Source organism: Vibrio sp. Vb2131, from assembly GCF_033338535.1.
GTDB lineage: Bacteria > Pseudomonadota > Gammaproteobacteria > Enterobacterales > Vibrionaceae > Vibrio > Vibrio alginolyticus.
The window spans coordinates 65141-89122 of the sequence record NZ_JAWOSW010000019.1 but is presented as its reverse complement, the minus strand read 5'-3'; the positions used below and the strand labels follow the sequence as shown (position 1 = coordinate 89122).

The following is a 23982-nucleotide window of genomic DNA, read 5'->3' as shown; positions in this document are numbered from 1 at the left end:
TGAGTAGTTTTACAGGCAAAGCCGAAACGGATGATAACCACCTACTGAAGTAGGTGGTTTAGGGCTGAAAATAAAAAACCCAACTCGAAAGTTGGGTTTTTCAATTCATCAAAGAGACTGAAACCAATTATTTGATTTTTGCTTCTTTGTACATAACGTGCTGGCGAACTACTGGATCAAACTTTTTGATCTCAAATTTGCCTGGCATGTTACGCTTGTTCTTATCAGTTGTGTAGAAGTGGCCTGTACCTGCAGAAGATACTAGACGGATTTTCTCACGAACGCCTTTCTTTGCCATTGCTTATTTCCTCTTAAACGTTTTCGCCACGTGCACGCATGTCTGCAAGAACAGTATCAATACCTTTCTTGTCGATGATGCGCATACCTTTAGCAGATAGACGTAGTTTAACAAAACGTTTTTCGCTCTCTACCCAGAAACGATGAGTTTGTAGGTTCGGCAGAAAACGACGCTTAGTAGCATTTCGTGCGTGTGAACGGTTGTTACCCGTTACTGGACGCTTACCAGTTACTTGGCATACTCGTGACATGAATGTCTTCTCCAAAATCGTTTCAGCTCGATATCAACCTTGGTGGCCGAACCTCTCTATCTCTCGAAAAGAAGTTAGAGGTTAAGAACCGCTATGGAAAATCCATACAAGGCTATCAAAGGTCGCGCATTATACTAACTTGATATGCATTGCTCAAGACCCGAACAGATCCTTTTTACAGGTTTTCGTGATCTTTTTTTAGACAGCAGATTTTTTTAGCAGTCCAAGCTGAATTCAGTTAAAAATTTAGTGGCGTGGATGATAGCAGATTTTTAGCAACTAACAACCTAAAAAACGCACAGTTATATCCAGCCTCTTTCAGCAAAAGAGACACTTTCCCCATCTCCGATGACGAAATGGTCCAAAACACGAATATCCACCAATGCTAATGCGTCGGTGAGACGCCTTGTAATCCTTCTGTCAGCTTGGCTCGGCTCAGCGACGCCTGAAGGATGATTGTGCGCTAGAATCAAAGCCGCCGCGTTATGATGCAGAGCACGCTTGACGACTTCTCTCGGATACACCGACGCTGCATCCAACGTTCCTTCAAATAAAATTTCATCTTTTATCACTCGGTGCTGGTTATCGAGAAAAAGAATATAAAAAACCTCTCTTTGCCGATCCCTTAAAATAGAAGACAGATATAACTTAGTTTGGTCGGGGCTGGTTAAGGCATCACCACGCTTTAGCGTCTCCGCCAAGTAACGTTGTGTCATTTCTAGTACCGCTTGCAACTGAACATACTTGGCTTGCCCTAATCCTTTGTGACGACAAAACTCTTCTTCTGATGCTGAAAATAGTTGTCTGAGCGAACCAAAGTCTTGAATAAGGAAGTCTGCAAGCTCAATCACGTTCATTCCGCGGGTGCCTGTGCGCAAGAAGATGGCCAGCAGTTCGGCATCGGTCAAAGCTTGCGGCCCTCGTTGCAGTAGCTTCTCTCTGGGCATGGACTCATTTGGCAAAGCTTTCAGTATCATCTGATGTCCCTTTATATGGAAAGTGTCCCTATTCCACAAAACAAAAAGCGAAAGTCGAGTATGACTTTCGCTTTCTTCGTACCATCAGTGCTTTCCATGCAACTTAACAGTTCATCAGAGTTTAAAGTTGCCAACCAAGCCGTGAATTTCCGTTCCAGACTGTGATAGCTGCGTGCTGATTGACTCGGCATGCTGCAACGTCTCATTAATGTTGTTCACGATCTGTTGAATAGCCACTAAGTTTTGGTTGATGTCTTCTGCAACCGCACTTTGTTCTTCTGCGGCAGACGCGGTTTGAATACCCATATCTCGAATTGTTCCGATAGAATGATGAACACCAGAAAGAGATTGCTGAATGAGCGCGGACTCTTCCGCCGTTTTTACACCTCGTTTTTGGCTCACCGACATCGTACTGACCGCTCTTGATACACCATTTTGTAGCTGCTTGAGCATGTCGCCAATTTCATGAGTACTATTTTGTGTACGACTGGCTAACGAGCGCACTTCATCCGCAACGACGGCAAACCCTCGACCTTGCTCACCGGCTCTAGCCGCTTCAATCGCCGCATTTAGGGCCAACAAATTCGTTTGCTCGGCTATCTCGCCAATCACATCCAGCACTTTGGTTATTTTTTCGGTCTGTAAACTCAACTCAGAAATTGCATCTGACGTGCTGTCTATCTCCGTCACGAGTTCGGTAATGCCTTCTATTGCTTGCTCGACCTCATGCTGAGCGGCGGTGACTTGACTGTTGGCATCGTCAATTGCCTGCGCGGTCGCATTAGTATTGCTGGCTACTTCTTTGGCAGTCATGCTCATTTGCGTCACTGCCGTCACGACTTTGTCCGTCTCTAAACAGTGATCCTGCATTTGACCGCTCGCTTGGCTGGTCTGAGTGTTCAGGCTTTGGGAAACGGTCTGTACTGTCGTCGCAGAGCGATGAATGTCCTGCATCAGTGGATGCAGCTTATCCATAAACTCATTAAACGCCGCCGCCACTTCACCGACTTCATCCTGACTTTCGACTTTTAAACGAGCCGTTAAGTCACCGCCGCCTGCGGCAACATCTTTTAATGAAGCCGCGACATGTTGTAACGGCTGAATGCCTTTAGACACCACGATACTGGTGAGAACACTGGTAATGATCAATCCAATAGCGGAAATCAACACGGCAGATAATGTATGCTCTTTTAGCTCTTGAGTCTTTAACTCTCTGTGCATCGCAACTTGCTGGTCGATGTCATCAATATAAACGCCAGTACCTAAAACCCAGTCCCATTTCGATAGATATTCTGCATAGCCCAACTTAGGCGCTTGTGCGTCAATGGTCGGTTTGTGCCACGAGAAATAGAGGAACCCATCCCCTTTTTGAGAAGCGTCAATCAAGCCCGCAATAACTGCGACCCCATTTTCATCTTTTAAGTCGTAAAGGTTTTTACCCTCTAATGCAGGTTTGATGGCGTGCAACGTATTCACACCTTGAGAGTCGTAGGCAAAAAAGTAGCCATCGCTTTCAAAGCGCATGGCTTTCAGAATTTCTTTTGCTGCCTCTTTATTACTTCCATTTACATCCGCGTCGTATAACGGTTTTATCGCCGTCACGCCCATCATCATATAGGCTTGTAACTCTTTCTTTTTCGTTTCGATGAGCTCTTGCCTGTCTCTTGCTAACTCCGCTTCCAAACTTTTACTGCTGTTGATGTAATACACCACTGAGATCAACGTAGTGATCAACAGCAGCGGAATTAGGGTTATCAGCAGCAATTTGTTTCGACTTTTCAACACCATGGTTTCCACTACCTCTTTTTCTTTTCAGACTTGCAAACTCCGCGCAACTTGTCTGTGAGGTAGGCGAGAATTTTCCCTTCCTCGGTCAGATTAATACTCTGGAGTTTGATGTGAATTATCTTCTCGTTATATATGCTCGGGCGGTCAGACTTTGAATTGTGTTAAAATCCGGTCATCAAATTGGAGATCTCACATGCAAACACTAGCAGGAAAGAAAATTCTACTCGGCATCAGTGGCGGTATTGCCGCGTATAAATGTGCGGAGCTAACCCGTCGCCTCATAGAGAGAGGAGCGCAAGTTCAAGTTGTAATGACGAAAGCCGCAAAAGAGTTCATTACCCCTTTAACCATGCAAGCCGTTTCGGGCCGTCCTGTCTCGGACAGTTTACTAGACCCAGCAGCGGAAGCCTCTATGGGCCATATTGAATTGGCCAAATGGGCAGATTTAGTGCTATTAGCGCCCGCGACCGCGGACTTAATCGCGCGCATGTCCGCAGGCATGGGGAACGATTTACTTACTACGCTCGTGCTCGCGACGGATTCCCCTGTTGCTGTTTCTCCTGCGATGAATCAACAGATGTATCGCAATATCGCAACCCAAGAGAACATCGCTACGTTAGCGCGTCGTGGTATGCACATCTGGGGCCCTGCGGCAGGAGAGCAAGCCTGTGGTGATGTAGGACCAGGTCGAATGCTGGAACCAATGCAGCTAGTACAGCTATGTGAACAGTTCTTTCAACCAAAATTGCTAGAAGGTAAGTCGATACTCATTACCGCCGGACCAACTCGCGAAGCGATTGATCCAGTGCGTTACATTACAAACCATAGCTCCGGGAAAATGGGCTATGCATTGGCGAGCGCCGCAGCGCAGATGGGAGCAAAAGTCACCCTCGTGAGCGGTCCTGTCAGTTTAAATACGCCCGTAGGTGTTGAGCGCATAAATGTTTCCAGTGCACAAGAGATGCACGAAGCCGTTATGACACATGCAAACCAGCATGATGCCTTTATTAGCTGCGCTGCCGTTGCCGACTACCGCCCACAAACGATCGCGTCTCAAAAGTTGAAAAAGACAGAAGACAACGACGAAATGGTCATTAATATGGTTAAAAATACTGATATTGTTGCATCTGTGGCAGCAATGACGGAGAAGCGTCCGTTTACCGTCGGTTTTGCGGCTGAAACCAATGATGTAGAGACCTATGCTCGAGGCAAGTTAACAAAGAAAAACCTCGATATGATCTGTGCAAACGACGTTTCGGTTGCAGGGCAAGGATTTAACAGCAACGACAACGCAATTACCCTTTACTGGCCTGAAGGTGAACTTGCGCTCGCTTTAGAATCAAAAGAAGCATTGAGCTTTAAAATTCTCGAAAAAATGCATCAATTGATGTAACTAACGTTTGAAAACCCTGCCAATTTTTTACAAAAGCTGGCATAAATTTGGTACAAAAATGACAACTAAGGGTGTTAAATCTCCCATTCCACCCTTAGTGGTCTAGTTTGAGGCGAAATAGCGTCTTATAATCCCCTCCGCTCAACTTTGTATTTTGAAAGGAAGTAACTAATGGCCGGCAGTAAAAAATCCAACCGTCGTGAAGAGATCTTACAAGCATTGGCAGAAATGCTTGAATCAACAGATGGCGCTTCACGCATTACTACGGCAAAACTGGCCAAGCAAGTCGGCGTTTCAGAAGCCGCGCTGTATCGTCATTTCCCAAGTAAAGCGCGCATGTTCGAAGGGTTGATTGAGTTCATTGAAGAAGCCTTGATGACACGTATCAACCGTATTCTAGACGACGAAAAAGATACACTAGAGCGTATTCGTATGGTGATGCACCTTATTTTGGCGTTCTCTGAACGTAACCCAGGTCTGACACGCATTTTGTCGGGTCATGCTCTAATGTTTGAAAATGAACGTCTACGTGAACGCATCAATCAACTCTTTGAGCGTATAGAAACACAATTGCGCCAAATCCTGCGTGAACGTAAGATTCGTGAAGGGAAGTCTTTCCCTGTCGAAGAGCGCATCCTAGCCGCGCAAATTCTGGGACAAGTTGAGGGGAGCCTAAACCGCTTTGTGCGTAGCGACTTTAAATACCAGCCGACTGCAAACTTTGACGAGTACTGGGCGCTTTTGAGTGCACAAATAAAGTAAAAGACTATGAGTAAAGACAAATACACGCAGCCCGAGTTTTCTCTTTCACTTCTTCACCCTCGTAACTGGGGCGTATGGCTTGGTTTTGGCCTGTTGGCCATCCTCGTCAATATTCTTCCTTATCGGCTGCTGCTTTCATTAGGTCGTTCACTCGGTAAACTTGGCATGCGCTACGGTAAAAAGCGTGTCCACGTTGCTCAGCGTAACTTAGAATTGGCTTTTCCAGACAAAACACCTGAAGAGATTCAACATATTGTTGAAGAGAACTTCAAAAATACCGGTATGGCACTGATAGAAACCGGAATCACTTGGTTCTGGCCGACTTGGCGCTTTAAAAACCTGATCGTCGAGAAAGATCTCGGCGCACTGCGTGAAAAAGCCAAAGAAGGTAAAGGCGTCCTACTTTGTTGTGTCCATGCTCTAAATCTAGAGATCACTGCGCGTGCTTTCGCCGTGTTAGGCGTGGCCGGGTACGGCGCGTTTCGTCCGCATAATAATCCTGCTTATAACTTTATCCAGTATTGGGGACGGACACATAACGGCAATAAACTGATTGATCGTAAAGATGTAAAAAAGATGATTCGTGTTTTACGCAGCGGTGAGCGTCTGTTCTATTTACCGGATCACGATTACGGTCGCAAAAAATCAGTATTTGTGCCCTTCTTTGCCGTAGACGATGCGTGTACGACAACAGGCACGAGCATTCTGGCGTATACCTCAAAATGTGCGATCATCCCAGGCTCAGGGTTTCGCAATGACGAAGGAAAATACGACATCATCGCCGATAAGTGCATTGAAGCCGATTATCCACAAAAAGACGAAGTCGCCGCTGCCGCTTATATGAACAAGTATGTGGAAGAAGTCATTCTACGCGCTCCAGAGCAATGGATGTGGCTCCATAAACGCTATAAAACCATGCAAGATGAGCATGTCGAGAAAGGCATTCGCTATAAGTAAGTGGTCAAGGCGATAAATCCAAAAACAAAAAAGGGCAGATGAATATCCATCTGCCCTTTTTACTTTTTCAGAAAAAGTAACCAATTAAATGCCGTATTCTGCGCGGTACGCTTTGACTGCTTCTAGATGCTCTTGGTCTGTGCCTTTCTCTTCAAGGAAAGTCACAAGGTCAGTCAGGCTAATGATTGAGATGATTGCACAACCAAAGTCACGCTCCACTTCTTGAATCGCAGACAACTCACCTTTGCCTTTTTCTTGGCGGTCAATCGCAACCAACACACCAGCAAGGTCTGCGCCATTTGCTTGAATGATTTCCATCGATTCACGAATCGCAGTACCTGCTGTGATTACGTCATCTACTAGCATGATACGACCTTCAAGCGCAGAGCCTACAAGGTTACCGCCTTCGCCGTGATCTTTCGCTTCTTTACGGTTGAAGCAGTAAGGCGTGTCGACGTCATGATGATCCGCCAGCGCGACTGCTGTTGTCGTCGCGATTGGGATACCTTTGTACGCCGGGCCAAACAGCACATCAAACTCAATGCCTGAATCAGCGAGCGCGGCTGCGTAAAAACGACCAAGACGCGCTAGGTCACGACCAGTATTGAAAAGACCAGCGTTAAAGAAGTACGGGCTTTTACGGCCAGATTTCAAAGTAAACTCACCAAACTTAAGAACTTCTTTCTCAAGTGCAAACTCAATAAATTCACGCTGGTATGCTTTCATTATTTTCTCTCTATGTCCTTGGTTTCTTGTGTCTCTTCTCGACAATCATTCATTTCTCTATTGTCGAGATAAAAAAATAGCCCCCATAATGGGAGCTACTTAAATCAATTGGCTAACGCCGCCTTCTGCGCTGCGACAATTTCCGTAATGCCGACTTTCGCCGACTCGAGCAATGCCATCAGCTGTTCGTGACTGAACGGTTCACCTTCTGCGGTGCCCTGAATTTCAATCATCTTGCCTTCTTCGGTCATTACGACGTTCATGTCTGTGTCTGCCGCTGAATCTTCAACGTACTCAAGGTCACACAGAACATCATCACCTAGCAAACCAACTGAAACTGCCGCTACGTGGCCTTTCATTGGGTTTGCTTTTAGCTTGCCGCTATCTACTAGGTGTTGGAACGCATCGGCCATTGCAACACTTGCGCCGCTGATGGATGCAGTACGCGTACCACCGTCTGCTTGGATAACGTCACAGTCAACGGTGATCATGAACTCACCCATGGCTTTTAGATCGACAACAGCACGTAGGCTTCGCGCGATAAGACGCTGAATTTCCATCGTACGGCCGCCTTGTTTGCCACTTGCCGCTTCACGACGAGTACGAGAATGTGTTGCTCGAGGTAGCATGCCGTATTCAGCTGTAACCCAGCCTTTACCTTGACCTTTTAGCCAACGTGGCACAGATTCTTCTACGGTCGCATTACACAACACTTTGGTGTTACCGAACTCAACTAGCACTGACCCTTCAGCGTAAGCTGTGTAGTTACGAGTAATTTTGATAGGGCGAACTTGATCCGCCTTGCGATCGTTTGGACGCATGGGCATCTACCTTAAATATGAGGAGAAGACGATTTGGTTGGGCGAAGATTATAACGGAATCGATTCCGGATTCATAGGTTACGCATCTGGCACAACATAAACAATCCATACATCCCGCGCACCTATCGACGCAGCGTGATACACTCTTGAAGTAATTTTCAAAAAATGAAGACAGGAAAATTCGATGATTTACAGTATGACAGCGTATGCACGCAAAGAAGTAAAAGGCGATTGGGGTTCTGCGGTATGGGAAATCCGCAGCGTGAACCAGCGTTATTTAGAAACATACTTCCGCATGCCAGAACAATTTCGCGGATTAGAGCCCGTTTTACGTGAGCGCTTTCGTAAGCGCTTAGCGCGAGGCAAAGTAGAATGTAATCTGCGTTTTGAAGCAAACCCTGCCGCAAAAGGTGAGCTTAGCATCAACGAAGCGCTTGCTAGCCAGGTAATTAAAGCCGCTGAACAAGTCATGCACATGACTGGTGAACTGAGCCGAATCAATCCATTTCAAGTCATGCAATGGCCGGGGGTAATGGAAACGCCAGAGCAAGACATGGATGCGGTAAATAAAGTGCTACTAGAAGCGTTTGATGGCGCAATGGATGAATTTATTGAAGCGCGCGCTCGTGAAGGCGAGAACATGAAGGCGCTAATTGAGCAACGCCTAGAAGCGATCACATCAGAAGTTGTGAAAGTGCGCGCACGCATGCCAGAAATACTAGAGTGGCAACGTGAGCGTCTGTTCTCTAAATTTGAAGATGCGAAAGTAGAGCTAGACCCATCTCGCGTTGAGCAAGAGCTTATCCTTCTGGCACAGAAATCAGACGTAGCAGAAGAGCTAGACCGTCTTGATTCTCACGTAAAAGAAACAACAAACATCCTGAAGAAAGGTGGCGCAGTCGGTCGTCGTCTAGATTTCATGATGCAAGAGTTCAACCGTGAATCGAACACGCTAGCGTCGAAATCCATCAGCACCGACATCACCGCATCGGGCGTTGAACTGAAAGTTCTAATTGAACAGATGCGTGAGCAGATCCAAAACATTGAATGATCTAAAAGTCATCGAGTATTGAAACAAAAAAGCCCCGTTAATACGGGGCTTTCTTTTATTCGTCTTTTTCCAAGGTTCTGTTATCAACGTAGGGCCAATAATGGTGTCCAATTCTGATCAGCAAAGTAGCCGCAGCCAAAATAAACGCAGCCAGAGATAACCACACAACCAAAACTGCATCCAGCTCTTTCATTCCGAGTGTGATGTAGCGGGCGATGGCCATCATCGCGATGTAGATAGGATAGCGTACCGGAATTTTACCGTTCATCACGAACTGCTGCACCATGGCGAGCACTTCCAGATAGATAAACATCAACAGAATATCCGTGAGTAAGACACGCTTCTCTACAAATACGTGCACAAACTCTTGCATCATGGCGTACAACGTCGCCAAGGTAATAGAGACTAATAACACCGCCTCCAAAATATGGAAGATTTTCAGGAAAGGTCGACTAAAGGATTTCGGTAAATTCGACGGCATGGTCCATTATCCAAACAAAGAAAATAGGCCTTGAGTTTAGCATGCAACGATCTTCAATCAATCAGAATAAACATCAGTGCAAATCGACTCCAAGTCCTGGCATTTGCTTATAAAAACGCTCCGCTTATTTGGCGGAGCGCTTTTGTGTTATAGGACCTGTGGCATCACTTACGCCACTTGCTGCTTTTTTTCAGCTACGCGCTTTTTCTTCCGATATTTAGGGTGAGTGATCGGAATCGCAGATAGGAGTTTTTTGGTGTATTCGTTTTGCGGGTTTGCATAAATTTCTTTAGCACTGCCTGCTTCTACCACTTTACCAAAATACATCACGGCAACTTTGTCAGAAACATGTTTCACCACCGAGAGATCGTGAGAGATAAATATGATCGCCAAGTTCATTTCTTGTTGCAGCTGTAGCAATAGGTTCAAGATTTGCGCCTGTACCGACACATCTAACGCAGATACCGATTCATCACAAATCAGTAATTTAGGCTTCAATGCAATCGCGCGAGCAATACCGATACGCTGCCGTTGTCCGCCTGAAAATTCATGTGGATAACGGTTTACTGCCGTTTCTGGTAATCCCACTTTGATTAAAAGCTCTTTTACCCACTGTTTACGCTCTGTTGGCGTGCCAATTTTATGAATAACAAACGGTTCTTCCAGAATCATACCGATGGTATGACGCTGATTGAGTGACTCCATTGGGTCTTGAAAGACGATTTGCATGTCTTTACGCAGCGAGCGCATCTCTTTAACAGACAGTTTAGTGATGTCTTTACCTTCAAAGAAAATCTTACCTTCTGTTGGCTCGTATAACTTTAAGATCGTGCGACCAAGGGTGCTTTTACCACAACCTGACTCACCAACTAGCCCCAGTGTTTCACCTTCAGAAACAGACAGTGAAACTCCGTCTACCGCTTTGATGGTGTAGCCTTTCTTGAACAGCCCTTTACCAGAAACAAAGTGCTGCTTAAGATTTTCAATTCTTAATACTTCTTTTGCCATAACATCCTCTTTTATGACTGGTTCACTTTGCTCAGTTAACTGGCAAACATACTGGCATCAATAGGCTTGATATCGATCATCTGCTTCGGCTCATTATCTAAGCTCGGCATCAATCCCATTAAACGCTCTGTGTAGGGGTGCTGCGGGTTATCAAACAACTCAAAAATTTCTGCTTTTTCGACAATACGCCCACCATACATCACGGCAACATCATCACACACTTCTGCCACAACTCCGAGGTCGTGAGTGATGAAGATCATTGCCATGCCTGTTTCTTCCTGAAGCTCATTCATCAGTTCAAGGATAGACGCCTGAACCGTAACATCCAACGCTGTAGTCGGTTCATCACAAATCAGAATATCCGGCTTACAGGCCAATGCCATCGCGATCATGACACGCTGGCGCATACCACCAGATAGGTTATGGGGATACTCATTCAATCGCTTCTCTGGCATTGGAATTTTTACTTTTGCCAGCATTTCAATCGAGTACGCCTCCCGCTCCTTTTTGTCGAGCTCAGGTCGATGGAGCTCAAGCACTTCACATATTTGACGACCAATGGTGTGCACTGGGTTGAGCGCCGTCATCGGGTCTTGGAAGATGATCGAAATGCGATCGCCACGCATGGCGTACATCTCTTCCGCAGGCAAATCAACTAGGTTGGTGCCGCGATAATTCACTTCACCTTTGATAATGTTGCCATATGGCTTAGGTAATAGCCCCATGATCGACATTGAGGTTACGCTCTTACCACTACCTGACTCTCCCACCAGGCCGAGTGTACGTCCAGCTCGCACATCAAAGTTCACACCATGCAGAACCTTCACTGGCCCATCATCGGTGGTAAATTCAACTTCGAGATCTTTAACACTTAGGATTACATCGTTTTCCATAACCAATCCTTACAGCTTATAAGTGTCATCTACGACAACGACAGGTTCAAAAGCTTTGTCTGACTTCATCGCTTGTTTCGTTTCTTTTTTGATATCACTATCAATCCAGTAAGTGCCATCGCCTATGATTGCACCACTGAACAGCGCCTCTGTCATGCGATTCATTGGCTTATCTGGAAACTTTAACCAGCGCCAGTGACCATAGCGGACGTAAGGAACCATGTAGCCTGGGACGATAACGTGAGCATCAATGATGTCACGCTGAATCTCATGACCTAGCTGGATCTTTTTATCCATATCCATGCCAAAACGATACTCGATGATCTTTTCATCCAGTTCAGGCGTGCTGTAGTTTGTGAAAGAGTTAGTTTGCGGCTTGTTCGCATTGACTGAATGGAAGTACTCCCAATACGTTGGGATCTCAGACGTACCCATATCTAAGAAAGCCAAATCGTGCTTTTTCTCACGTACGTATTTGAACATAGATGAGCCATCAACTAACTTGAGCTCAATATCCAGCCCTGCTAGCTTGGCTTGCTCACGCAAAAATGCAATACGAGGAGTATGAACAGGTGTTCCGTAGGTCAGCTCGAAGCTTAAGCGCTCACCTTTATCATTAACACGAATACCATCAGAACCAATTTTGTTAAAACCTGCGGCTTCGAATGCCTCGGCCGCTTTTGCGGGATCAAACTTCGGTGCCTTAGCATCTGGTAGGGTGTATTTACCATGACCATAACCGGTCGGGTTCGGTTTACGGGAGTAGTCGCCACGCATGACATTCTCTATCATGCCATCAAAGTCAATCGCGTAAGTAATGCCCTTGCGAATGTTTAAATCATCCAGCAAAGGCATCGCGGTGTTCATCCATACACCACCAGCCCCAACTGGAAATTGGTTGTAACCCCAGAACTTTTGAATGTATCCCTTTTGGTAAGGTTCCGTATTCGATTTATCATGCCATAAGCTTGGTAAAACAAGACCAAATGCGTCCAGCTTCCCTTTCTCAAAGTGCTTCATCGCGATATCACTGTCGCGAATCACTGTGATGCGGATTTTGTCGACATTATAACGATGTTGATAATACTTATTGCTGTAACCCCACCAGTCTTCACCGACATGTTTGAAGGTAACACTTTTACCTTTTTTAATGTCATCTAGGTAGTATGCACTGGTCGTTGGTTCACTTTTAAAATTGTAGTAGCGGACAAAGTTGTCATGTATACCGTCACCATTTTCATCTTTTGAAGGGTTAGCATAAAAATGTGCGGGGCGTGGGCGCAGAGCCCCCATTCGTAACAGCAACTCTTCCGGATTGAACTCTTTCGCCGCCTTAACAGCAAACGTATGAGTGTCGTACTTGATAACATCCGCAATCGTTTTGTTGTAGTAATCGTTGTACCAAGGTTCCAAGATGTCCTTGGAACGATAAAACTTCAGCATGAACACGAAATCGTCGGCAGTCACAGGTTTGCCGTCCGACCATTTGGCTTCAGGGTTGAGTTTAAAATAGACCGTTTTGTTGTCACCTGCTAACGCCCACTCGTTAGCAAGCTCAGGTATGAACTCTAAAGTATCTGGGTGGCGGACCACCAAGCCTGGTGTTTCATCTAAGATAAAAGAACGTAGCCCTGCATTAGCGTCTGGACCAACACTACGTAACGTCTGCGGGAAACTTGACATAAAGGTGCGATAAGTCCCTCCACGTTTCGCTTCTGGAGAACCATATTGAGGCTCATCCCAGTTTGTTTGCCAGTTTAAGTCAGTCGGAAGCGTTGCTGACATTGCACCAAAACTCAGGGCGCTCAGCGTGGACGCTAAAAATAATTTCTTCATAAAACTTCCCTTTTTTATGTTTTGCTCACAATGCTCGCTTAAACATAGCGTGTGAATTTTTTCGGGTCGAAAGCCGCTCGAATGGCTTCACCAATAAAGGTCACCATTACCAGAACCAGAACAATAGAAGTCACTACTGACGCAACAATCCATGGCGAATCTAAGTTTGACTTACCTTGTTGCAGTAATTCCCCCCAACTTGGTGTTGGTGGCATCAAGCCTAAGCCTAGGTAATCGAGAGCAGTCAATGCTGTGATGTTAGCTGCAATAGTGAAAGGTGCTAGGGTTACAATCATCACCATCGTATTTGGCAAGATGTGATTAAACAAGATACGTCCAGTCGATGCCCCTAAAGCACGTGCCGCCATTACGTATTCTCGTGCCGCTTCTTTATAGGTCATGGTCCGCATGTACCATGTCATCCCCATCCAAGTGAAAAGCACGTTAATAGCGACAAAGAGAGCAAACGTCGGTTGAACGATTGAAACAAGAATCATTATGACGTACAAAAACGGTACCATTGACCAGATTTCGATAAGTCGCTGTACAAACAAGTCAAATTTACCGCCCCAAAAACCCATAGCACAACCGACTGCAGTACCGATCGCGTAGGAAATGGCCATCGTAAGCAACGCAAATCCCATCGCCGTTCTGAATCCGTAGACGAGTCGCGCCAAAATATCGCGACCTATCACATCTGTACCTAAATAATGCTTATTTTCGGCACTAGGTGCTGTTGGCGGGAAATCACCACTAAAATCTTGTTCATATGGGTTCCACGGCACAAGCGGCAAAATAACAAAGTTGTCGCCCCCTTCAGCCTCAAACGCTTTTTGCAGTACACGATAATCGGCTTCACTGGATGACTCTTGGCCGAATTCGCTACCTAAACGTACGTCACTGACAACAGGAAAATAGTAGCTACCATCGTACTTGACGACTAGCGCTTTACTGTTGATCAAAAGTTCGGCGAATAGAGAAAGGATCAACATGATAGAAAGAGCAACAAACGACCAATAGCCTCGTTTGATCTCTTTAAAGTGACGAATTTTCTTTTGAGTTAATGGACTAACTTTAATCATGTTACGCTCCAAACTTCACACGTGGGTCGACTAAAGCAACACAAATATCTGAAATGATGTTACCAATGAGCAGTAACAACGCATTAATGGCGACAATACCCATAACAACAGGGTAATCACGCTCCATGATTGATTCGTAACCTAATAAGCCAATGCCATCAATATTGAAGATAACTTCAATCAGGAAGGCACCGGTCATGAAGAACAACAAAGAGTTACCAAAGTGACTCGCGATCGGGATTAAGCTGTTACGCAACGCGTGCTTACGAACTGCTTTTTTGAAAGGTAATCCTTTCGCAATTGCGGTGCGGATGTAATCTGAGGAAAGGTTTTCCATCAGGTTATTTTTCATTGTCATCGTCAGCGTGGCAAAATCACCAATGAGGTAACAGATCAAAGGCAACACCGCATGCCACATAATGTCTTTAGCGCGTTCAAAGAAGGTTTCGTAATCGTCGAAGTCATCGCCGACAAAGCCTCCCATCGGAAACCATTCCAAGTGATAACTAAATAACGTGATCAGCAATACACCCACCACATAACCTGGTAGCGCGTAGCCTACGAAAATGAGTACTGAAGAGGCGGAATCAAACACAGAACCGTGCTTGAGCGCCTTATAGTAACCAAGAGGAATCGAGATAAAATAACTAATAAAGAAGGTCATGCCGCCATAAAACAACGACACTGGCAAACGCTCTGCGATCATGTCCGAGACAGGCTCGTAGTAACGCGTCGACTCGCCAAGATCTAGCATTACCAAACGACTTAACCACTCGACGTACGCTTCCGTTACAGGTTTATCTAGGCCATAAAACGCATTCAGCTCCGCGATTTGATCGTCAGAAAGGGCCGTATTACCACCCGCAGACGTCATTGATGCGGCGCCGTCCCCCTGAGACTGCATTTGTGACAACATGCGTTCAACAGGTCCGCCAGGCACGAAACGAGTGATAGCAAAGATGAGAATAGTTATCCCGAGAAACGTTGGGATAACCAACGCCAAACGGCGTAAAAAGTACGACAGCATATACAACTTGCTCCTTGTCTACTGTCCAGTTCAAACGGAGTGAAAGAGGATATTTTCCGCCCAAAATGGTGCATATTTATCTCGTAGTAACTAAAACTGTTGAAGCACACTCCCTGCGCCTCAAGAGCTAGACTTTTCTACTACTGCAATAATTTCAGCGTCATATTTATCTTGAATCCACATCAGCTTCAAGTGTTTGAAACCAAAACATGACAAACTTCCTTCGATGTCGAAAAACAGAAATGTTTTTGTAAAAAATTATAAAAAACCACAAAAATAATTCATACAGAATATCAATCTAGGCTGTTTAGAGCCAAAACCCTACATAAAAATGCACCCTAAACACATAAATAGACACATAATCCAAGGTTATATTTGACCTAAAAATACGAGTGAGCCCTTTAACCGCAATGGGTATCATATTTTGATACCACCTAATAAGTTCGAGCTAACAAAGTATGGATTCGATATAAAACTCATCTCAGAACAATTCACTGGAAAAATATCTTTTTCCAGATTCAATTACCCACTAAAAAACCATAGGCAAGATAAGTCATTAAAGTTTATAAGAAACACAAAATACGGTGTTTTATTGAAATTTAATCTCGATTCATAAACCTTACTCGGTTTTTTATTCCGCCTTTTAAATAAAGTCTAGTTATTTACATCTTTTTTACATTTAAGCATCCCCGTTTACCACTGGTTTGACTTCCTTTTTTCATCTCGGTTATACATTGGCCGAACGTTAACGAAATATTAACGTCACATTTGGCCGCTATGCGGCCTGACATAGGAAATAATAATAATCGGAGCAACAAGGATGTATAAAAACACAACCGCTTTATCTGTTGCGATAAGCCTTGCTTTGGGGACAGCAGCAGTTGCAGCCCCAGCAACAGCACTGGCAGAAGAGCAGCAAGTTGAAAAACTTCAAAAGATGAAAGTTACTGGTTCGCGTATCTCCACGACGGATATGGAAGGTCCTTCACCAGTTACTGTTATTAATAGTAAAGACATTGAGTCTAAAGGCTTTAACAGCGCGCAAGACGTATTGAACAGTTTGACCCAAAACACAGGTGGTGTAATGGCTCAAACAGACTCTTTCTCGTTTACACCAGCAGCGCAGTCAGTCAACTTACGTGGCCTTGGCGCGTCGCGCACATTGATTCTTATTGATGGCCGTCGTCTTCCTCAATACCCGCTAGCACAAAATGGTACATCTAACTTCCAAGATATCGGCCAAATCCCTGTCGCCGCTATTGAGCGTGTTGAAGTAATGACCGACTCAGGTTCTGCTATCTACGGCTCCGACGCAATCGGTGGTGTCGTAAACTTCATTTTAAAGAAAGACTTTGATGGCGTTTCTGTAAAAGTACGCGCGGGTGACGCGACGGATGGTGGTTACCAAAATGGTCGTTTAGACGTTGTAGCTGGCAAAAACTTTGACGACAAACGTATTCTCTTCGTTGGCCAATTTGCGGGCAACGAAATGCTAAAGCAATCTGACCGAGATGATTGGGCTGGCGATGACGGTTCTAGCCGTTCTCAGCTAAGTGGCTACTCTAGCTACGGTGCAAACTTTGAAGGCGCCAACGGAACACTTCTAACACCAGCTGATGCTGGTTCTTCATGTAAAGAAGTCGTTGGTGATGCCGCGATTGAACGAGCGGATGGAAAGTGTGGTGTTAACCGTTCTGCGTACCGAACATTAAAACCAGAAAATAAACAAGTAGACCTACTTTTACGTGGTGAAATGGACATTAACGACAATGTCACTGCCATGGCAGAAGCCCGTTTTGGCTACAAGTCTACAGAATCTGAATTCGAACCTAACCCTTACAGCGTTGAAGTTGATGCCACTCACTTCCGCGGCGAAGGCGAATACACTCGCCGTATGGTCGAATTTGGACCACGCGAAAGTAACACTGAAGCCGATTCTTTTGGCTTAACCTTAGGCTTGAACGGCCTGCTTGCTGATACGTATGATTGGGACCTATCCGCTGGTTACTCTGAGCAAAGCGTTGAAACAAGCAACCCAGCAATCTTCCTAACTCTCGACCAAGCTGTACAAAATGGTGATGTCGATCTTCTAGGGCCTATCTCTCAAGACGTTGTAGACAAATACAGCGGCACTTCAAGCAAAGAAGCCTACTCAAAGCTTTACTCTGTTAACGGCTCACTGGCTGGTGATTTGGTTGAACTTCCTGCAGGTATGTCTGGCTTTGCTGTTTATGGTGAATGGAACCGTACTGACTACAATGAGACGATTGATGCTACAACAGCAGCTGGTGGTTTCTCTGGCCTAGGTGGAACATCAGGCGGCGGTGACCGTGATCAGATTGGTCTTGGTGTTGAAGCTCTTATTCCTATCATTGAAGATTTAGAAATGACTGTCGCTGGTCGTTACGACCACTACTTCGACGACTCGGCAACTGGTGGCGCATTCACTCCTAAAGTAGCCCTAGCGTACCGTCCTACTGACACCCTATTGCTACGTGGTAGCTACGGTCTAGGCTTCCGAGCTCCAGACTTGAAGCGACTATTTGGTGATCAAACTCGAGGCTTTGGTTCTGGTTTTGACCCTGTGCTTTGTGCCAACGCTGGTGGTAGCGGCCCACAAGATAAAGACAAGTACCCAGAGTGTGATACTCAGTACTTCGATACACTTAATGGACCTAACTCAGAGCTGAAAGAAGAAACAAGTACAAACATTAACTTGGGCCTAGCGTGGGAGCCTGTGGATGATCTTGGTGTAACCGTTGACTGGTACCACATCAAGATGGAAGACGTCGTAACAGCACCAACTTACCAAGACGTAATTAACGATCCAGGTAAATACCCAGGTACTGAAGTCGTTCGTAACCCAGATGGCACCATCAAGTCGGTATCCTATGGTCCAGTGAACCAGTCGTATGAAGAGCGTTCTGGTATTGACCTAGCGATCAAATACGCATACGACACTAATGAGTTCGGCTCATTTAACACGCGTGTTGCTGTAACGAAGATCTTGATTGCTGAATATCAAGAAAACGACAGCGAGCCTGTAACGGATGAAAGAGATTTCATGCCTGAATACACCGCAACGTTAAATCTTGGCTGGGCATATGAAGATGTCGCTATCAACCTATTTGGTAAATACCGCGACCGTATGTGTTCAAGCTACGCAAACCGTTACTACTTTGATGACTGTGATTCTGCTAAAAAAGCGGGTTACAAAGCAGAAATCGCTAGTATGACAACGTGGAACCTAACGGCTTCTTACCAATTCAACGAGAGTGGTCGTGTAACTCTTGGTGCTATCAACATGTTTGACAAAGTACCGCCTGCAGATCCTCTAAGCGATACCTCTCCATTCTATGCAACTGGGTATGACGATCCAATCGGACGTCAGCTATACGTCGAGGCATCATACGACTTCTAAAAAATATTTGGCGCGGGTTTTCCGCGCCCTTTTCGACTGACTAAAACACTGACAAGGATGCAACCATGAAATTCAAGGAATTTGGTCTCAGTGCCATAGCTGCAGCATTGCTTACTATCAGTAGTAGCTCTATAGCGGCCAACTCTGGTGCTGTCGTTTCCACACAAGCAAAAGCAAATCAATCTTCAGAAGCTTCGCAACAAAAAATCGACAATTATGCCGAAAGTACTGAAGGCATGTTGGCAGAATACAAAGGCTTACTACGTCAAATCGACAGCATGAAAGTCTACAACGAGCAAATTAACCGTATGGTTCAATCACAGCAAGGTGAATTGGACTCATTAAATAACCAAATTGCTCAGATCGATCAAACGGCAACAGAAGTAGTGCCACTAACACTTAAAATGATCGATGCACTCGATGAGTTTGTGACTCTCGATCTGCCTTTCCAGAAAAAAGAACGTAATAAACGTGTCCAAGAACTGCGTCGTCTCATGGATCGCGCCGACGTAACGACTTCTGAGAAATTCCGTAAAGTGATGGAAGCCTACCAAATTGAAGAAGGCTTCTCTCGCTCAATTGAATCTTACAAAGCTAGCCTAGATAGAAATGGGGAAACCGTGACTTACGATTTCCTACGTATTGGTCGCACGGCGCTTTTATTCCAATCTCCAGACGGTGGTGAAACAGGTATGTGGAACCAACAAACACGTCAATGGGAAACATTACCGGAAAGCTACCGCATAGCGGTACAGCAAGGCCTTCGTATCGCGAAGAAGCAAGCGCCACCAGCGCTAATCAAATTGCCTGTATATGCTGGGGAGGAATAAGAGATGAAAGGATTCAAAACTCTAGCCGCTGGTCTACTAGCGAGCTTATTTATGGCTTCAGGCGTACAAGCAGAAACGCCTAAAAACCTATCTGAACTACTCAAAAACGTAAAATCAGAAAGCATCGTTGAGTCAAAAGAGAACAAAGCCCGTGAAGCTGAGTTCAAGAACAACCGAGATAAGCAAGCGGCATTATTGCAACAGGCTCGTGAAGAGCTAGCTTCACAGCAAGCACTGGGCGATCAACTTAAAGCGACATTTGATGAAAACGATAAGCAGCTGACTGAACTAACAGAAACCTTACGTGTTCGCTCTGGTACTTTGGGCGAAATGTTTGGTGTGGTCCGCCAATATGCGGGCGAGTTTAAGGGTTTATTTGCTGCCTCTCAAAACGCTGTTCAGTTCCCAGAGCGTGACGCTCTACTAACGAAACTGGCTGAAAGCAAAGAACTGCCATCAACACAAGAGCTAGAAGCATTCTGGCATACCATTCTTCAACAAGTGGTTGCCTCAGGCGAGACAGCAACAACCCAAGCAACGGTTGTTTATGGCGAAGGTAAAGAAGCGGTTCGCGATGTTACTCTTGTCGGTGAATTTAACGCGATTGCCGATGGTAAGTACGTTACTTATGTACCTCAAACAGGTAAGTTCGAAGAACTCTCTCGACAGCCTCGCACCAATATTACACGTCATGTTGCAGGCTTTGAGTCAGCGTCAAACAGCTATGAGCCACTGTTTATTGACCCATCCCGTGGTGTAATTCTGTCTCTACTTGTACAAAGCCCTACAGTTCAAGAACGTATTGATCAAGGTGGCATTGTAGGTTACGTCATCCTTGGTATGGGTGCAGTTGGCGCTATCATTGCTCTAGTTTGCTTCCTACGCCTTCAAGTGATTGGCGGTAAAATGCGTAAGCAAGCGAAATCAGAAACCGTGATTCCTGGTAACCCTCTGGGTGAAGTTATCCAAGCTTACCAAGAACACAAAGGTGACAACCTTGAAGATCTTGAAGCGAAACTGGACGAAATCATCCTACGTAACGCACCGAGCATTGAACGCTTTATCAGCTCAATCAAACTGTTCGCTTCTGTAGCACCACTTCTAGGTCTACTGGGTACGGTTATGGGTATGATCGGTACGTTCCAAGCAATCACACTATTTGGTACAGGTGATCCTAAGCTAATGGCTGGCGGTATCTCTGAAGCACTTGTTACTACGATGCTTGGTCTGGTTGTCGCAATTCCTCTACTGTTCCTGTACACCATCGTACACAGTAAAGGTCGTCGTTTGGTTCAAACTCTTGAAGAACAGAGTGCAGGCTTCATCGCTCGCTATCAGGAAAAACTACATAAAGCCGAAAGCTAAGGAGGCGTTATGTGGTGGTTAGTTGGAGAACTTGAATCAATTAGGCGCTTCTTGGGAATGGGTGGCGATGTACTCGTCGCCATCTTCATCCTCAGCTTTATGCTTTGGGCAGTATTGTTAGAACGTTGGTTCTATTTTGCTGCCGTCGCTCCAAAAGCCATGAAAAAAGCCGTTGGCTCATGGCAGGGGCGATCAGAGCACCAGAGCTGGAACGCTAAGATGATCCGACAAGAAATTGTTTCTCGTCAGGACATTGAGAATAAAAAGGGCCTGCCAATCGTGAAAGTATTGATTGCGCTTTGTCCCTTACTGGGTTTGCTCGGCACCGTTGTTGGCATGATCCAAGTATTCGACATCTTAGCGGTAACAGGAACAGGAAGCCCTCGAGCAATGGCCTCGGGGATCTCAAAGGCAACAATCCCAACGTTAGCCGGGATGGTGGCTTCTCTATCAGGACTGTTCTTTAGTTCACGTCTTGATCATTTAGCCAAAGTCACAACGCAAAAGCTGGAAGATAAGCTAAAGCATATTGCCTGAGTAAATGGAATTAGAGGTATAGGTCATGAAAAGACGCTATAGCAGTGATAGCAGTGATGAAACCGCTATCGATATGACACCGATGCTCGACATCGTATTCATCATGTTGATCTTCTTTATCGTAACAACATCGTTCGTAAAAGAAGCTGGTCTAGAAGTAAACCGCCCGACGGCAAGCTCTGCGCAAACCGTGAAAAAAGGTAACATCATGGTCGCAGTTGGTGCGGCGGGTGATGTTTGGGTTGATAAACGCCGCATCGAAGTGGACGCGGTTCGCGCGAATATTGAACGTCTTCGTGCAGAAAGCCCTGATGGCGCAGTTGTTATCCAAGCCGACACAGAAGCAAATGCTGGCGTAGTAGTGAAGGTTATGGACCAGATCAAAATGGCAGGTGTAGAAAGCATCTCCATTGCCGCAACCAATAAGGATTAAGCTTATGCGGTATCTGGCCTCAATTGCACTGGCGCTCATTGTCTCCCTCGGGTTGTTCTGGGGGATGGACAAGCTAGTAAACAAAGAGCGCCACGAGTTAGTGTCGAATGATGACCTGCGTATGGTCGAGTTTATTCGCATTAAACCAGACGAAAAAATACAGGAGAAAAAACGCGAACTTCCAAAGCCACCACCGCCTAAGCGTCCGCCGCCGCCGCCAGAAATGAAAGTGACAGCGACAGTAAAACCGGTGATGGAGCAGACCCCAATGGATATGCCAAAGCTTGACCTACCCGTAAATGTTACAGGTGGTTCGGTGCTTGGACATTATAGCCAGGGTGGAGGTGCGCAACTCGCGGGTAGCGGAGGTCCAACACCTCTAGCGACATTCCAACCTCAAATGCCTAGGAAGGCTGCGAAAGCAGGAATAGAAAAAGGGGTCGTCTTATTAGAGTTTACTGTAAACGCACGTGGTGCCGTAGAGGACATCAAAGTTCTTAAAGAGCAACCACGACGCTTAGGCCTCGGTCGAGCGGCAAGAAAAACAGTCTCTAAATGGACATTTAAACCAAAATTGGTTGACGGGAAACCTGTTAGCTCGCGCCTATCGCAAGAAATAGAGTTCTCAACCAATTAAGGAGTCACGATGAAAAGTTTATGGAAAAGCAAAGTGGCTTCTTTAATTCTCTTCGCAGGAGTGGCAATGGCCGCTCCTACGATGGCAAAAGAAGCTCCTCAGTTATCAGATCGGACATTTCGAACCGTTAACAAAGTGCAAGAGTTGATCGCAACTGAAAAATATTCAGCAGCAAAAGAAAAACTAGCAAGCGCTTTAGAAAGCACAAGTTCGAAAAAATACGACCGAGCAGTTTTACTTCAGCAGACTGGCTTTTTGTATTCGCTACAAGACAATTATGTGCAAGCAGCAAAATACTTTGCCGAAGCATTACAGCTCGACGCACTTCCCGTTCCTGTTGCTCAACAAGTTCGCTACAGCTTGGCTCAGCTTTACCTAGCTGAAGAAAAGTATACGTTGTCTGTAAAAACGATGAAGGAATGGTTCAAGGTTGCAGAAACAACCAAAGAGAAGCCTCAAGCTCATGCTTATATCACGTTAGCGAGCGCTTATGTTCAGTTGGAAGATTACAGAAATGCAATCCCGCCAACCAAAAAAGCCATCGCGATGAGCAAGAGCCCAAGTGAGTCTTGGTACTTAATTCTCGTTGCATCTCACTACGAGTTAGGCCAGCTGAAAAGCGTTGCCAGTGTACTCAAAACTCTGACTTCAAAGTACCCTCAGAAAAAGCGTTACTGGATGCAACTTTCTGGTGTCTACATGGAGCTAGGTCAAGAACGCAACTCTCTAGCCACCCTAGAAATGGTTTACAAAATGGGGAAACTAGAAGGAGAGAAGGAATATTTACGCTTTGTAAACTTCTTGGCTTATCAAGGTATTCCATATAAAGCAGCCAAAACTCTTGACAAGGAAATGGCAGCTGGAAACATTGAAAAGACGAAGGAAAACTATGACCGCCTAGCCAGTTTCTGGCAGCAAGCTAAAGAGCTAGATAAATCAATTCTCGCTTATAAAAAGTCATATAACCTCGCTCCTTCTGCTAAAACGCAAATTCAGATTGCTCGCTTAATGATACAAGACAAGCAGTATTCTGAAGCAACTCGTTTTGTAGAAAGCGCGGCATCCAGTGCCTCTAAAGAGCAAAAGGCAGAACTTGAATACATTCGCGGGATGGCCTATTTCGAGCTTAAGCAACCACAAAAGGCCTTGCAGGCGATGAAAGGCGCTGCTCAATCGCCAAAATTCAGGTCAACCGTTAGCCCTTGGATAAATTTCCTAGAGTCTCAAGGATAATTCGAAGATTAAGTGTGAGTCAGTCGCACGCCTGGGGAAGTGAAAGCTTCCCCTTTTTTCCGTTTTATCTTTATTAACCCCTATTTTTAACCAGAGTCACTCACGCAAGCCAAATCGGGACTCTAAACCTAAAATCAGCACACTAAACGGTTGTAGAAATGGTTTTAATAACAGAG

The 23982-nt window shown here is 45.4% G+C and carries 23 protein-coding genes; 11 read left to right on the top strand and 12 right to left on the bottom strand.

Annotated elements, in window-relative coordinates; translation table 11 throughout:
• Positions 1–127 precede the first annotated feature (127 nt).
• The 4 genes from rpmG to R7E38_RS18605 form a co-directional block, all read right to left on the bottom strand.
• The gene (gene rpmG, locus R7E38_RS18620) at positions 128–298 is read right to left on the bottom strand and encodes a 50S ribosomal protein L33 (RefSeq protein ID WP_004410866.1); all 171 of its coding nucleotides are present in this window, start codon (positions 296–298) and stop codon (positions 128–130) included.
• Between the two features lie 13 nt (positions 299–311).
• The gene (rpmB, locus tag R7E38_RS18615) at positions 312–548 is read right to left on the bottom strand and encodes a 50S ribosomal protein L28 (protein WP_005384783.1); all 237 of its coding nucleotides are present in this window, start codon (positions 546–548) and stop codon (positions 312–314) included.
• A gap of 302 nt (positions 549–850) precedes the next feature.
• On the bottom strand, positions 851–1525 hold the full coding sequence (radC, locus tag R7E38_RS18610; protein ID WP_318081971.1) for a RadC family protein: 675 nt from the start codon (positions 1523–1525) through the stop codon (positions 851–853).
• Positions 1526–1639: 114 nt separating this feature from the next.
• The gene (locus R7E38_RS18605) at positions 1640–3313 is read right to left on the bottom strand and encodes a methyl-accepting chemotaxis protein (RefSeq protein WP_042522607.1); all 1674 of its coding nucleotides are present in this window, start codon (positions 3311–3313) and stop codon (positions 1640–1642) included.
• Between the two features lie 193 nt (positions 3314–3506).
• On the opposite strand from R7E38_RS18605, the gene coaBC reads away from it, so the two are divergent.
• The 3 genes from coaBC (at position 3507) to R7E38_RS18590 (ending at position 6425) form a co-directional block, all read left to right on the top strand.
• The gene (coaBC, locus tag R7E38_RS18600) at positions 3507–4706 is read left to right on the top strand and encodes a bifunctional phosphopantothenoylcysteine decarboxylase/phosphopantothenate--cysteine ligase CoaBC (protein WP_225455429.1); all 1200 of its coding nucleotides are present in this window, start codon (positions 3507–3509) and stop codon (positions 4704–4706) included.
• A 171-nt stretch (positions 4707–4877) separates the two neighbouring features.
• Positions 4878–5468 carry a nucleoid occlusion factor SlmA gene (gene slmA / locus R7E38_RS18595; protein WP_005379386.1) on the top strand — a complete coding sequence of 197 codons (591 nt, stop codon included), beginning with the start codon at positions 4878–4880 and terminating at the stop codon, positions 5466–5468.
• Positions 5469–5474: 6 nt separating this feature from the next.
• Positions 5475–6425 (top strand): Kdo(2)-lipid IV(A) acyltransferase, encoded by a 951-nt coding sequence (locus tag R7E38_RS18590; RefSeq protein ID WP_033905948.1) that lies wholly within the window; start codon positions 5475–5477, stop codon positions 6423–6425.
• Between the two features lie 84 nt (positions 6426–6509).
• On the opposite strand, the gene pyrE is transcribed toward R7E38_RS18590, so the two are convergent.
• Together pyrE and rph are read right to left on the bottom strand one after the other, a co-directional pair.
• A complete protein-coding gene (pyrE, locus tag R7E38_RS18585; RefSeq protein WP_318081969.1) occupies positions 6510–7151 on the bottom strand; it encodes an orotate phosphoribosyltransferase in 642 nt (213 codons plus the stop codon).
• Between the two features lie 104 nt (positions 7152–7255).
• Entirely contained in the window at positions 7256–7972 is a 717-nt protein-coding gene (gene rph, locus R7E38_RS18580) for a ribonuclease PH (RefSeq protein ID WP_017634994.1), read from the bottom strand.
• Between the two features lie 184 nt (positions 7973–8156).
• Between rph and R7E38_RS18575 the strand changes: the two genes are divergently transcribed.
• Positions 8157–9023 (top strand): YicC/YloC family endoribonuclease, encoded by an 867-nt coding sequence (locus R7E38_RS18575; protein WP_005384776.1) that lies wholly within the window; start codon positions 8157–8159, stop codon positions 9021–9023.
• Between the two features lie 55 nt (positions 9024–9078).
• Here R7E38_RS18575 and R7E38_RS18570 read toward each other — a convergent pair whose 3' ends face one another.
• The 6 genes from R7E38_RS18570 to R7E38_RS18545 all read right to left on the bottom strand — a co-directional run bounded on the left by R7E38_RS18570 (position 9079) and on the right by R7E38_RS18545 (position 15350).
• Positions 9079–9504, bottom strand: a complete 426-nt coding sequence (locus R7E38_RS18570; RefSeq protein ID WP_047103769.1) for a phosphate-starvation-inducible protein PsiE — start codon at positions 9502–9504, stop codon at positions 9079–9081.
• A gap of 168 nt (positions 9505–9672) precedes the next feature.
• Positions 9673–10512, bottom strand: coding sequence for an ABC transporter ATP-binding protein (locus R7E38_RS18565; protein ID WP_005379372.1), 840 nt, complete (start codon positions 10510–10512; stop codon positions 9673–9675).
• 35 nt (positions 10513–10547) lie between these two features.
• Positions 10548–11405, bottom strand: a complete 858-nt coding sequence (locus tag R7E38_RS18560; RefSeq protein WP_005379371.1) for an ABC transporter ATP-binding protein — start codon at positions 11403–11405, stop codon at positions 10548–10550.
• Between the two features lie 9 nt (positions 11406–11414).
• A complete protein-coding gene (locus R7E38_RS18555; RefSeq protein ID WP_047103768.1) occupies positions 11415–13241 on the bottom strand; it encodes an extracellular solute-binding protein in 1827 nt (608 codons plus the stop codon).
• A 38-nt stretch (positions 13242–13279) separates the two neighbouring features.
• Entirely contained in the window at positions 13280–14323 is a 1044-nt protein-coding gene (locus R7E38_RS18550; protein ID WP_005379369.1) for an ABC transporter permease, read from the bottom strand.
• Between the two features lies 1 nt (position 14324).
• Positions 14325–15350 (bottom strand): ABC transporter permease subunit, encoded by a 1026-nt coding sequence (locus R7E38_RS18545; RefSeq protein WP_005384771.1) that lies wholly within the window; start codon positions 15348–15350, stop codon positions 14325–14327.
• Positions 15351–16170: 820 nt separating this feature from the next.
• Here R7E38_RS18545 and R7E38_RS18540 point away from each other — a divergent pair.
• The 7 genes from R7E38_RS18540 to R7E38_RS18510 all read left to right on the top strand — a co-directional run bounded on the left by R7E38_RS18540 (position 16171) and on the right by R7E38_RS18510 (position 23806).
• Positions 16171–18771, top strand: coding sequence for a TonB-dependent receptor plug domain-containing protein (locus tag R7E38_RS18540; protein ID WP_047103765.1), 2601 nt, complete (start codon positions 16171–16173; stop codon positions 18769–18771).
• Positions 18772–18836: 65 nt separating this feature from the next.
• Positions 18837–19601 carry a DUF3450 domain-containing protein gene (locus R7E38_RS18535; protein WP_005379365.1) on the top strand — a complete coding sequence of 255 codons (765 nt, stop codon included), beginning with the start codon at positions 18837–18839 and terminating at the stop codon, positions 19599–19601.
• Between the two features lie 3 nt (positions 19602–19604).
• Positions 19605–20966: a MotA/TolQ/ExbB proton channel family protein gene (locus R7E38_RS18530; protein WP_017634999.1), complete on the top strand. Its 1362-nt coding sequence runs from the start codon at positions 19605–19607 to the stop codon at positions 20964–20966.
• Positions 20967–20975: 9 nt separating this feature from the next.
• Positions 20976–21503: a MotA/TolQ/ExbB proton channel family protein gene (locus R7E38_RS18525; RefSeq protein WP_005379363.1), complete on the top strand. Its 528-nt coding sequence runs from the start codon at positions 20976–20978 to the stop codon at positions 21501–21503.
• Between the two features lie 25 nt (positions 21504–21528).
• Positions 21529–21936: an ExbD/TolR family protein gene (locus tag R7E38_RS18520; protein ID WP_005379359.1), complete on the top strand. Its 408-nt coding sequence runs from the start codon at positions 21529–21531 to the stop codon at positions 21934–21936.
• Between the two features lie 4 nt (positions 21937–21940).
• The gene (locus R7E38_RS18515; RefSeq protein ID WP_005379353.1) at positions 21941–22573 is read left to right on the top strand and encodes an energy transducer TonB; all 633 of its coding nucleotides are present in this window, start codon (positions 21941–21943) and stop codon (positions 22571–22573) included.
• A 9-nt stretch (positions 22574–22582) separates the two neighbouring features.
• Positions 22583–23806 (top strand): hypothetical protein, encoded by a 1224-nt coding sequence (locus R7E38_RS18510; RefSeq protein ID WP_318081967.1) that lies wholly within the window; start codon positions 22583–22585, stop codon positions 23804–23806.
• Positions 23807–23982: the final 176 nt, after the last annotated feature.

Bases quoted from the DNA above. Each gene is read 5' to 3' on its own strand.
- rpmG (WP_004410866.1), bottom strand. From the start codon at position 298: ATGGCAAAGAAAGGCGTTCGTGAGAAAATCCGTCTAGTATCTTCTGCA.
- rpmB (WP_005384783.1), bottom strand. From the start codon at position 548: ATGTCACGAGTATGCCAAGTAACTGGTAAGCGTCCAGTAACGGGTAAC.
- radC (WP_318081971.1), bottom strand. From the start codon at position 1,525: ATGATACTGAAAGCTTTGCCAAATGAGTCCATGCCCAGAGAGAAGCTA.
- R7E38_RS18605 (WP_042522607.1), bottom strand. From the start codon at position 3,313: ATGGTGTTGAAAAGTCGAAACAAATTGCTGCTGATAACCCTAATTCCG.
- coaBC (WP_225455429.1), top strand. From the start codon at position 3,507: ATGCAAACACTAGCAGGAAAGAAAATTCTACTCGGCATCAGTGGCGGT.
- slmA (WP_005379386.1), top strand. From the start codon at position 4,878: ATGGCCGGCAGTAAAAAATCCAACCGTCGTGAAGAGATCTTACAAGCA.
- R7E38_RS18590 (WP_033905948.1), top strand. From the start codon at position 5,475: ATGAGTAAAGACAAATACACGCAGCCCGAGTTTTCTCTTTCACTTCTT.
- pyrE (WP_318081969.1), bottom strand. From the start codon at position 7,151: ATGAAAGCATACCAGCGTGAATTTATTGAGTTTGCACTTGAGAAAGAA.
- rph (WP_017634994.1), bottom strand. From the start codon at position 7,972: ATGCGTCCAAACGATCGCAAGGCGGATCAAGTTCGCCCTATCAAAATT.
- R7E38_RS18575 (WP_005384776.1), top strand. From the start codon at position 8,157: ATGATTTACAGTATGACAGCGTATGCACGCAAAGAAGTAAAAGGCGAT.
- R7E38_RS18570 (WP_047103769.1), bottom strand. From the start codon at position 9,504: ATGCCGTCGAATTTACCGAAATCCTTTAGTCGACCTTTCCTGAAAATC.
- R7E38_RS18565 (WP_005379372.1), bottom strand. From the start codon at position 10,512: ATGGCAAAAGAAGTATTAAGAATTGAAAATCTTAAGCAGCACTTTGTT.
- R7E38_RS18560 (WP_005379371.1), bottom strand. From the start codon at position 11,405: ATGGAAAACGATGTAATCCTAAGTGTTAAAGATCTCGAAGTTGAATTT.
- R7E38_RS18555 (WP_047103768.1), bottom strand. From the start codon at position 13,241: ATGAAGAAATTATTTTTAGCGTCCACGCTGAGCGCCCTGAGTTTTGGT.
- R7E38_RS18550 (WP_005379369.1), bottom strand. From the start codon at position 14,323: ATGATTAAAGTTAGTCCATTAACTCAAAAGAAAATTCGTCACTTTAAA.
- R7E38_RS18545 (WP_005384771.1), bottom strand. From the start codon at position 15,350: ATGCTGTCGTACTTTTTACGCCGTTTGGCGTTGGTTATCCCAACGTTT.
- R7E38_RS18540 (WP_047103765.1), top strand. From the start codon at position 16,171: ATGTATAAAAACACAACCGCTTTATCTGTTGCGATAAGCCTTGCTTTG.
- R7E38_RS18535 (WP_005379365.1), top strand. From the start codon at position 18,837: ATGAAATTCAAGGAATTTGGTCTCAGTGCCATAGCTGCAGCATTGCTT.
- R7E38_RS18530 (WP_017634999.1), top strand. From the start codon at position 19,605: ATGAAAGGATTCAAAACTCTAGCCGCTGGTCTACTAGCGAGCTTATTT.
- R7E38_RS18525 (WP_005379363.1), top strand. From the start codon at position 20,976: ATGTGGTGGTTAGTTGGAGAACTTGAATCAATTAGGCGCTTCTTGGGA.
- R7E38_RS18520 (WP_005379359.1), top strand. From the start codon at position 21,529: ATGAAAAGACGCTATAGCAGTGATAGCAGTGATGAAACCGCTATCGAT.
- R7E38_RS18515 (WP_005379353.1), top strand. From the start codon at position 21,941: ATGCGGTATCTGGCCTCAATTGCACTGGCGCTCATTGTCTCCCTCGGG.
- R7E38_RS18510 (WP_318081967.1), top strand. From the start codon at position 22,583: ATGAAAAGTTTATGGAAAAGCAAAGTGGCTTCTTTAATTCTCTTCGCA.